General features: G+C 68.2%; 7 protein-coding genes and 1 pseudogene. 3 read left to right on the top strand and 5 right to left on the bottom strand.

The annotated features are described in order from the left end of the window. Window positions 1-62: 62 nt before the first annotated feature. Window positions 63-2,795, bottom strand: coding sequence for a pyruvate dehydrogenase (acetyl-transferring), homodimeric type (aceE, locus tag LZF96_RS14745; RefSeq protein ID WP_233871564.1), 2,733 nt, complete (start codon window positions 2,793-2,795; stop codon window positions 63-65). Between the two features lie 464 nt (window positions 2,796-3,259). Here aceE and LZF96_RS14740 point away from each other — a divergent pair, with 464 nt between their 5' ends. The 3 genes from LZF96_RS14740 to LZF96_RS14730 all read left to right on the top strand — a co-directional run bounded on the left by LZF96_RS14740 (window position 3,260) and on the right by LZF96_RS14730 (window position 5,324). Then, a complete protein-coding gene (locus LZF96_RS14740) occupies window positions 3,260-3,709 on the top strand; it encodes a DUF3052 domain-containing protein (RefSeq protein WP_233871561.1) in 450 nt (149 codons plus the stop codon). A gap of 173 nt (window positions 3,710-3,882) precedes the next feature. Next, entirely contained in the window at window positions 3,883-4,377 is a 495-nt protein-coding gene (locus tag LZF96_RS14735) for a peroxiredoxin (protein WP_233871558.1), read from the top strand. 365 nt (window positions 4,378-4,742) lie between these two features. After that, a complete protein-coding gene (locus LZF96_RS14730) occupies window positions 4,743-5,324 on the top strand; it encodes a TerD family protein (protein ID WP_233871555.1) in 582 nt (193 codons plus the stop codon). Window positions 5,325-6,213: 889 nt separating this feature from the next. Here the strand turns inward: LZF96_RS14730 and LZF96_RS14725 are convergent. The 4 genes and pseudogenes from LZF96_RS14725 to LZF96_RS14710 all read right to left on the bottom strand — a co-directional run bounded on the left by LZF96_RS14725 (window position 6,214) and on the right by LZF96_RS14710 (window position 9,880). After that, window positions 6,214-7,477: pseudogene (locus LZF96_RS14725) on the bottom strand (IS701 family transposase). Between the two features lie 218 nt (window positions 7,478-7,695). Then, window positions 7,696-8,502, bottom strand: coding sequence for an aminoglycoside phosphotransferase (locus tag LZF96_RS14720; RefSeq protein ID WP_233871552.1), 807 nt, complete (start codon window positions 8,500-8,502; stop codon window positions 7,696-7,698). A 95-nt stretch (window positions 8,503-8,597) separates the two neighbouring features. Further along, window positions 8,598-8,762, bottom strand: a complete 165-nt coding sequence (locus tag LZF96_RS14715; protein ID WP_233871549.1) for a hypothetical protein — start codon at window positions 8,760-8,762, stop codon at window positions 8,598-8,600. Beyond that, entirely contained in the window at window positions 8,759-9,880 is a 1,122-nt protein-coding gene (locus tag LZF96_RS14710) for a radical SAM protein (RefSeq protein WP_233871547.1), read from the bottom strand. The genes LZF96_RS14715 and LZF96_RS14710 overlap by 4 nt, the downstream gene beginning before the upstream one ends. Between the last annotated feature and the right edge of the window lie 63 nt (window positions 9,881-9,943).

Here is a 9,943-nt window from a genome sequence, read left to right as displayed (position 1 = left end):
AGAGACAGGAACCCTTCTCGGGTTCCGGGGCCCCGCCGCGGGATGGGGGCCGTACCGGGCCGTCAGGCGTCGCCGCCCGCCGGGCCCGGGTCCGCCGCCGCCACGTCCAGCAGCTGGTACCGGTCGATGGCCTGCTTGAGCACCGAACGGTCCACCGCGCCGGCCTTGGCCAGCTCGGTCAGCACGCCGAGCACCATCGACTCGGCGTCGATGTGGAAGAACCGGCGGGCCGCGCCCCGGGTGTCGGCGAAGCCGAAGCCGTCCGCGCCCAGCGACTGGTAGGCGTTCGGCACCCAGCGGGAGATCTGGTCCGGCACCGCCCGCATCCAGTCGGAGACCGCCAGGACGGGCCCCTCGGTGTCCCGCAGGACCCGGGTGACGTGCGGCACCCGCTGCTCCTCCTCCGGGCGCAGCAGGTTGTGCCGCTCGACGTCCACGGCCTCGCGCCGCAGCTCGTTCCAGGAGGTGACCGACCACACGTCGGCGCGCACGTCCCAGTCCTCGGCCAGCATCCGCTGCGCCTCGACGGCCCACGGCACCGCGACGCCGGAGGCCAGGATCTGCGCCGGGATCTCCCCCGCCGTGCCCTCCTTGAACCGGTAGAGCCCCTTGAGCAGGCTCTCCACATCCAGGTTCTCCGGCTCCGCCGGGTGGGTGATCGGCTCGTTGTACACCGTCAGGTAGTAGAAGACGTCCTCGGCGTTCTCCCCGTACATCCGGCGCAGACCGTCCCGCACGATGTGGGCGATCTCGAAGCCGAAGGCCGGGTCGTACGCCACGCACGCCGGGTTGGTGGAGGCCAGCAGCTGGGAGTGGCCGTCGGCGTGCTGGAGGCCCTCACCGGTCAGGGTGGTCCGACCCGCCGTGGCGCCCAGCACGAAGCCGCGCGCCAGCTGGTCGGCCATCTGCCAGAACTGGTCACCGGTGCGCTGGAACCCGAACATCGAGTAGAAGACGTAGACCGGGATCAGATGCTCGCCGTGGGTGGCGTAGGAGGAGCCGGCGGCGATCAGCGAGGCGGTGCAGCCCGCCTCGGAGATGCCGTCGTGCAACATCTGACCGGTCGGCGACTCCTTGTAGGCCAGCAGCAGCTCGCGGTCGACCGACTCGTAGGTCTGCCCCAGCGGGTTGTAGATCTTGGCCGTCGGGAAGAGCGAGTCCATGCCGAAGGTGCGGTACTCGTCGGGGGCGATCGGCACGAAGCGCTTGCCGATCCCCTTGTCCCGCATCAGGTCCCTCAGCAGCCGTACGAACGCCATGGTGGTGGCGATCTGCTGGTTGCCCGAGCCCTTGCGCAGCGCGGCGTAGGTCTTCTCGTCCGGCAGCGGCAGCGGCTCCGCCCGCACCACCCGGGTGGGCACGTACCCGCCCAGGCCCTTGCGGCGGTCGTGCATGTACTGGATCTCCTCGGAGTTCCGCCCCGGGTGGTAGTACGGGGGCACGCCGCTCTCGAGATCCTTGTCCGCGATCGGCAGGTGCAGCCGGTCGCGGAACCGCTTGAGGTCGTCCACCGTCAGCTTCTTCATCTGGTGGGTGGCGTTGCGGCCCTCGAAGTTCGGACCCAGGGTCCAGCCCTTGACCGTCTGCGCGAGGATGACCGTCGGCTGGCCCTTGTGCTCGGCCGCCGCCTTGTACGCCGCGTAGATCTTGCGGTGGTCGTGGCCGCCGCGCCCGAGGTGGAGCAGTTGGTCGTCGGTCATCTCCTCGACCATGCGGCGCAACCGGTGGTCGTCGCCGAAGAAGTGGTCGCGGATGTACTCGCCGGTCTCGGTGGCGTAGGTCTGGAACTGCCCGTCGGGGGTGGTGTTGAGCTTGTTCACCAGCACGCCGTCGCGGTCCTGCGCGAGCAGCGGGTCCCAGGTACGGTCCCAGATGAGCTTGATGACGTTCCAGCCCGCGCCGCGGAAGACCGACTCCAGCTCCTGGATGATCTTGCCGTTGCCGCGCACCGGCCCGTCCAGCCGCTGGAGGTTGCAGTTGACCACGAAGGTCAGGTTGTCCAGGCCCTCGCGGGCGGCCAGGGACAGCTGGCCCAGCGACTCCGGCTCGTCCATCTCGCCGTCGCCCAGGAACGCCCACACCCGGGACTTCGAGGTGTCGGCGATGCCGCGCGCCTCGGTGTAGCGGTTCATCCGGGCCTGGTAGATCGCGCCCAGCGGACCCAGGCCCATGGAGACGGTGGGGAACTCCCAGAAGTCCGGCATCAACCGCGGGTGCGGGTAGCTGGACAGGCCGTGGGGGGCCTTGGACTTCTCCTGACGGAAACCGTCCAGGTGCTGCTCGGAGAGACGGTCCAGCAGGTAGGCGCGGGCGTAGATGCCGGGGGAGGCGTGGCCCTGGAAGAAGATCTGGTCGCCGCCGTCGCCCTCGTCCTTGCCGCGGAAGAAGTGGTTGAAGCCCACGTCGTACAGCGACGCCGAGGAGGCGAAGGTGGCGATGTGGCCGCCGACCCCGATGCCCGGGCGCTGGGCACGGGAGACCATCACCGCGGCGTTCCACCGGGTGGCGTTCAGGATCCGGCGCTCGATGTCCTCGTTGCCGGGGAAGAACGGTTCGTCCCGGGTGGCGATGGTGTTGATGTAGTCGGTGCTGCGCATCTCGGGGACGGCGACCCGCTTCTCACGGGCGCGCTCGATCAGGCGCAGCATGAGGTAGCGGGCCCGTTCCCGGCCCCGTTCGCCGACGGCGGCGTCGAGCGAGTCGAGCCATTCCCGGGTCTCCTCGGGATCGAAATCCGGGACCTGACTGGGAAGGCCGCCAATGATGATCGGGTTGCGATCGGATCCGGAAGCCACGCTGTTCCTTCACTGTGAGGTGGGGAGCTGTGCCGATGTCCTCTGCCTGATGTCGGCCGCCTTCCATCGTGGACCCCGGAAGGCGAAACGTCATCTCTACCGTGTGGTAACACCCACCCCCTCGGGGCGGTGGGACGCGGGCCGGGCCGGACATCGGGGACGACACCGGCGGCCGACGGTCCACCCTACGCCCCGGGCTTCCGGACTGTGAAAGGGTCGTTCCGGTTTTTCCCCGGGCTCGGCGGGCAGGTGCCCCGCCGACCGATCCGGGGTCCCCCGGGCCCGGCCCGTGACGGACCTCACCCGCCGTTCGACGGGCGGTCGGGGACGCGACGTTTGGCCCCGTGCCCCCACCGGGTACTTGCGTGATCCGCCCGGCCCGTGTGGACTACCGCACAACCCACGCGCACGCGTGGGGCGACCTGCCACACCGGCACCACACCGAACAGCACAGGAGGCAATCCGTGAGCGCGACCGCGGACCACGCGGAGGAGCGGACCAACCCGGCGGACCAGCTGGGTTTCCGACCCGGACAGGTGGTCCAGGAGCTCGGCTGGGACGAAGACACCGAGCAGGAGCTTCGCGAGGGGATCGAGGCCGTCACGGGCCAACCGCTCGTCGACGAGGATCACGACGACGTCGCCGACGCCGTGGTGTTGTGGTTCCGCGAGGACGACGGTGACCTCACCGACGCGCTGGTGGATGCCACCACCCTGATCGACCCGGGGGCGCCGGTCTGGCTGCTGACGCCCAAGACCGGTCGGGACGGGCACGTCGAGCCCAGCGAGATCGGCGAGGCCGCCCGCACGGCGGGCCTGGCACAGACCAAGACCATCAGCGCGGGCGGGGACTGGACGGGCAGCCGGCTGGTCACCCCCAAGACCACGGCGGGGAAGGCCGGCGGACGCCGCTGACCGCCGCGGGGCCGGTCGCGGTGCCGATCGGCCCCGTGACGGCTCCCGGTCGGTGCCTCACCTCGGTGTCGGTGGCCCGGCGTAGGCTGAATCGAACGGGCGCGTTCGTCGTCCGTGGATCGTTCGTGTCGGCGAAGGCGCCGACCGGCCCGGTAGCCGAAAGGGACCCGTTGATGGAGATCACCCCCGGAACCAAGGCACCCGATTTCGCGTTGCGCAACCAGCACGGCGAAACCGTGCGCCTCTCCGACTTCCGGGCGGGGTCCGCCGGCCCCGGGGACGCGGGTCGGAACGTCGTCCTGCTGTTCTTCCCCTTCGCGTTCACCGGCATCTGCACCGGTGAACTCTGCGAGGTCCGGGACCGACTCCCCGACTTCGTCAACGACGACACCCAGCTGCTGGCCGTCTCCGCCGACTCGCCGTTCGCGTTGCGGGTCTTCGCCGAGCAGGAGGGGCTGGAGTACCACCTGCTCTCCGACTTCTGGCCGCACGGCGAGGTGTCGCGGGCGTACGGCGTCTTCAACGAGGACCGGGGTTGCCCGCTGCGCGGCACCTTCGTCATCGACCGCGAGGGCGTGGTGCGCTGGAGCGTGATCAACGGCATGCCGGACGCCCGTGACCTGGACGCCTACATCGCCGCCCTGGACGCCCTCCGCGACGAGGTCTGATCCCCGCCGGGACCCGACCGGCCCCCGACCCCACCCGGCCGGCCCGTGCCCGGTACCGGGTCCGGCCGCTTCCCGCCGGGTCCCGGACGTGTCGGTGCCCGGCCCCCGCCGGCGGCCCCGGACCGACCGCGCGCGATCCATCCGCCCGGCAACCCGCCCCCCGGCCGGCCCCCGCCGGCGACTCCGGCCGCCCACCGTCCGTCGCCCGTACGAGGGTTGGCCCCGGCGGCCCGGCGACCCCGTTCATCCCATGCGTCGCAGCTCGTGGCCCCCGGGGGGAACACCGACGCCCGCCGTTTCCGTTGAAGGGGCGGGATGGCATATTGGGGCCGTCCGATGCCCGCAGCAACGTCTGGAGGAGTACCGTGGCAGTCAGCCTCAGCAAGGGCGGCAACGTCTCGCTGACGAAGGAGGCCCCGAACCTGACCGCGGTCACGGTGGGCCTGGGCTGGGAGGCCCGCACCACCACCGGCGCGGACTTCGACCTGGACGCCAGCGCCCTCCTGGTCAACGCCGGCGGCAAGGTCATCAGCGACCAGCACTTCATCTTCTTCAACAACCTCAAGAGCCCCGACGGCACCGTCGAGCATCTCGGGGACGAGCTGGTCGGCGGCTCCGGCGCCGGCGGCGACGAGGAGGAGGTCAACGTCGAACTCGCGGGCATGTCCCCGGAGGTCGACAAGGTCGTCTTCCCGGTGTCGATCTACGACGCCGAGAACCGGCACCAGAACTTCGGCCAGGTGCGCAACGCCTACATCCGGATCATCAACCGCGCCGACGGCGTGGAGCTGGCCCGGTACGACCTCTCGGAGGACGCCTCCTCCGAGACCGCGATGGTCTTCGGTGAGCTGTACCGGCACGGCACGGAGTGGAAGTTCCGCGCCATCGGTCAGGGCTACGCCTCCGGCCTGCGCGGGATCGCCCTGGACTACGGCGTCAACGTCTGAGAGTGGGCCTCTGACCTGCTAGGACGGCCTTGCTGGAACCTCCAGTCAGCACCGGGTCAGCACGGTACTGGCCTGGTCGGCACGAAGACCTCCCAAATTCGCCTTGGGGGGTCTTCTTCATGTGCGGTTCAGGTGACCGTCAGGCGGCCCAATCCGTTCCGTGCTCTCCTCTGACCAGCCGCACGAACCAAGAAACGCCCCGCCACATCGGCGGGACGTTTCTTGGTTCGGAGTGCCGGCCGACGCCGGTCTACCCCGCTTCAGCCATGGGCACCCACACCCCGTGAATGCGCTCCGGGCCGACATCGATCCCGTCGAGCGCAAGCAGAAGGGCCGTGCGTCGCTGGAGCTGAAGCCGCTGTTCCTCAAGCTGCCTGCGGTGTTCCTCGAAGCGGAGCACGTAGGGGCGGATGAGTCCAACGACTTCCCCGTTCAACGGCTCGTCCGCCGCGTGGGTCGCGGCGTAAGGGCTCCGGGGGTGCTCGTTCGGGGGCCGTCGCTCGTCCTGGTGTTCACGTGTCGCGGTGGGCAGGGGCGGCGGGTGCTTCGGTGGTCCGGCGTCGCTGGCCGGTTGCGGGCAGGAGGAGCGCGAGAACGGTCCGGAGGCACGCCGCGAGGGTGCGCGCGATAGAGTGACGCACGTCAACAGGTCCAATCTGTTGGCCACGCCCCAGGGGTATTAGTACTCCAGCAGGATTTTGCTGTCTGACCTGGTCTTTCGCCGGGCGGCCGGAGTGTAGCGCGGCTTCGATCGTGTGGGGGCGGTCTCACGGGGACCGCCCCTCGATCGTGCGACAACGCCGCTGGTAGTGACAGCGGCGGGCGACTGCTTGGCGTCGGCGGCGCCAGTTCGACCAGCTCAGCGCGTGGTGGAGCCCTCGGTGTCCGCTCAGGTGCGGTGGCTGGGCACGACAAGTTGCCAGGAGTCGCCGAACCTCCGCCACTGTGAGCTCGATGGCCCCGGCCGTCCCACCTGTTCCGCCCCCTTTTCCCGGGCCTGGTGTGCCGTCGCGGCCAGGAAGGCGTGCGCGAGCATGGCCAGCGTGATGTGCCGATACCAGCCGACGTAGCGGCGGACTTCGTACTGGTCCAGGCCGCATTCGTTCTTCGCGGCCTGGAAGCACTCCTCGATCGCCCAGCGTGCCCCGGCGACCCGCACCAGCTCCTGGACGGTGACCTGAAGGGGCGTGTAGGCGAGGTAGTAGGCGATCTCGTCGGGTTTGCTGATGCTGCGCCGGGCCAGTGCCCACCGCATCCGGTGCGGGACCTCGCCCTGGTAGTCGAACTCGGCGACGGCCGGCAGTCGCACCGCTGCCCAGTGGTAGACGCGTGGCCCCTTCGCGCCGTCGCCGCACGAGATCTTCTCCCACGCTTCGTCCGGAGCCTGCGCGAACAGAGCCTCGATCCGTGAACAGCCCACGCTGAACTGGGACTTGGGCACGGCCAGTACGTAGCCGACACCTGACTGTTCCAGCAGCCGGCGGAAGCGGTTGTCCTGACCGTAGGCGGAGTCCGCGGTGACCCAGGCGATAGGCAGTGGCGAGGCGAGGGCCCGCAACACCATGTGCCGGGCCAGTTCGCCCTTGGTGGCGAACTCCCGCTCGTCGGGGACCTTTGCGGTGCGGCAGCGTTCCCGGTCCTCGGTCCAGGACTTCGGGAGGTAGAGCTCGCGGTCGACCAGGGCCCTGCCCCGGACGGAGGCGTAGGCGGCGAAGACGCCGATCTGGCTGGGGGTACCCCCTCCGGGGGATTCTCCGTCCGGCCGGCTGTTCCGGAGTACTGACGCTGGACCCCGGCTGAGGTGGTGCCCTTCTTGATGAACCCGGTGTCGTCGATGATCAGGACGCCGCCGGCCTCGCCGAGCTTGTCGGCAACGTATTCCTGCAGGTCGTCGCGGATGTCATCGGGCTCCCACTTCGATCCGGCGAGGAGGTGCTGCAGCCCGTCAGGCGTGGGGTGGCCGGCCTGTTCGGCCAGCTGCCTGGGGGTCGCCCCCTGCGGGGACTGTTCTTGCGGGCCACCGGGGCGAGCAGCCCGCGTACGTAGTCACGCATGCGGCGGCGGAGCTCGACTCGGCCGAAGCGGTGCCCGATGGTCAGGAAGAGATCGTCCAGTTCGAGGTCCCACTGCGCGGCGGCATGCTCGGTGATCACCCTCGGAGGCTGCCCCGCCGCTGTCACTACCAGCGGCGTTGTCGCACGATCGAGGGGCGGTCCCCGTGAGACCGCCCCCACACGATCGAAGCCGCGCTACACTCCGGCCGCCCGGCGAAAGACCAGGTCAGACAGCAAAATCCTGCTGGAGTATTAGCGCACCCGCCGGGGTCCATTTTTGGTTGTCAGTGAATCCGCGCCCCTGAACGAGAGGCGCGCTAAAGGGACTTGCGATATGTAGCCCAGTTACGTGCAGCAGTAACCAGGCGAGCGGTCCATGGGTCCGGGTCTTCTCCGCCGATTTCCTGCCACATGGCCGCGTTGGCGACGGCGAAGGCCGTTACACCAGCGGAAGGAGCAGCACTCCACGCCGGAACATGGCTCGCCCATTGTTCCGCTGAATCCGGTGTATGGCCTCCTGCCGCCATCAGCCAGATGACCCAGTATCCGGCGTCCAGCCACGGGGCTCCGCGAGTTGCCCAAGCCCAATCGACAAGGCGGGCGGAGTCATCAACGAGTACGTTGGCGTTGTTCAGGTCGGTATGCAGCAGGGCATTACCTGCGAAGAAATCGAGATCTTTTGCCGATGCCGCATAGCCTTCCAAGCGTTGCTCTGCTTGCCGCAACTCGATTTCGGGGCAAGGGATTTCTCCCAGGCGGCGCAGCAAATCCGCGACCTTGGGCAAGTCTGGGGAGCCGGGCGAGTAATCGGCGTGGTGGCCTTCCAGGAGTTCAAAGCCCAGAAGATTCCACCCGGCCTCTTCTGTGTGCCAGAGAAGTTCGGGTGTGAGGCCCGTAAGGAACTGGTTTACTTCCGCTTCCCGGCGCTGCGTCCAGATGCGCCTATGGTCGGCCCGCATTCCTTTGATGAAACAGCTCTCGGTCTCCGTGAACACCCGTGCGGCGACCTCACTATTAAACCCCTCGTTCGCGGGCTCAACTTTGAGAATCGGTCCGGTGCGCTTTTCAACAGCGGCGATCACTGCGGGCGGCAGCTCTTGGAAGGCGATACGAGACGTCGGCATGGTTCCTCACACTCTCACACGACGGGCCGCGCAGGCCCCACGACGAGTGAACGCCGTGGAGCCCACGCGGGACACGCAACCGGTGCGGCGGGTGCTTACCGGTACGGGTTGTCGTCGTTGCAGGCGGCTGCGGTGCCTTCGGCCAGCGCCTCGACGTCATCGACGATGACGAGCCCGGCAGGCTCGGGGCTCACCGGACGAAGCGGCTCCGGCTCCGCCGCCACGGGGCGGGGCGTGATCTCTACGGCTACTGCGGTCATGCGACTTTTCCTCCATTTCCGTGCTGACAGTATGTTTCCAGTGGTGCCTTCGCTTCCTGGTAAGCCTTGGCGAGTGGTCGGCATACTCGGCAGGTAGCCGAGAGCTTGCACCCGCTACAGCCACCGGAGCGAAGCATTTGGGCGTCTGCGATTCCCGGCAGACGCAGGAGGCCCGGAAGCCCTTCTGCCATCAGGTTGATGGGGTTTTCCCGGCCGACTTTGCACATGGTGACGAATCCATGCGGGTCCACGTGAAAGAAGGTATGCCCGGCCGGACAGCCCTTGAATACAGTGGACTTGTTCAGGAAGCCCGGCGCTTGTGCGGCCAACGGCTCCGGGTTGCCGTCGTACGTCGGGGAAATGTTCCCGTACTCGCTGTACGTTGTGGCGTACTCCTCCGCCATGGCCCGCATTGCGTCGATTTCGTGCGCGTTGTACTTCGTGATAATCAGTGCAAGCTCAAGTGAAACCCCGGCTTCCTTCGCCGCCTTGAGCCCTTTCGAGAGAAGCTTGAATGCTCCCGGCTTTCGCGTCAGCGAGTCGAAGCTTTCCGAGGACGCGCCGTAGAGCGAGACGGTTACCTTGTGCGGCGGCATCGCCGAAAGCAGTTGCACGGTTTCTGCCTGGTGAAGTCGAGATCCGTTGGTCAGAATCTCGATCATCATCCCCATTCCGTAGGCTTCCCGGTATGCATCCCGGAAGTCACGGTCAATGGTTGGTTCCCCGCCCGTGAACTGAAGCCAGAGAACACCCGAATCCCGAAGCATTTCAAGCAGGCGGGATTTTTCATCGCGGGGAAGCCCTTCGAACTTCCGCTCCGCCAAGTAGCAGTGTTCGCAGTTGAAGTTACAGCCCTTGTTGATTTCCCACGTGGCGCGGCTGTAGTTGAGCCGGGTGACCGGGCGCACGAGAACCGTTCCCTTGCTGGGCTCGCCGGAGATGTCAACGCCCCATGCCGTGCGGGCGGCATCAGCGAGCCGGCCAGGAACCGGCGTACCGTTCTGAACCGCTTCCGCAAGGTCGCGGTACATGGTGCTGGGGATCTGCATCCCTTTGCGGGAGCCGGGCCGGACGATGACGAACTTGTCGTGCTGCGGGCTGGCGATCACCTGGTGCATGTGTCCTCCGCTGGACCAAGTTGGTACCCGCCCCCTGCCGGGGGCCGTGCCGTGGGAGATGCG

This window comes from Streptomyces sp. ST2-7A, assembly GCF_021390475.1.
Taxonomy (GTDB): Bacteria; Actinomycetota; Actinomycetes; order Streptomycetales; family Streptomycetaceae; genus Streptomyces.
Note: the sequence above shows the minus strand (reverse complement) of the source record. Positions and strands in the feature narration are given on the sequence as shown.

Bases quoted from the DNA above. Each gene is read 5' to 3' on its own strand.
- LZF96_RS14735 (WP_233871558.1), top strand. From the start codon at position 3,883: ATGGAGATCACCCCCGGAACCAAGGCACCCGATTTCGCGTTGCGCAAC.
- LZF96_RS14715 (WP_233871549.1), bottom strand. From the start codon at position 8,762: ATGACCGCAGTAGCCGTAGAGATCACGCCCCGCCCCGTGGCGGCGGAG.
- LZF96_RS14710 (WP_233871547.1), bottom strand. From the start codon at position 9,880: ATGCACCAGGTGATCGCCAGCCCGCAGCACGACAAGTTCGTCATCGTC.
- LZF96_RS14720 (WP_233871552.1), bottom strand. From the start codon at position 8,502: ATGCCGACGTCTCGTATCGCCTTCCAAGAGCTGCCGCCCGCAGTGATC.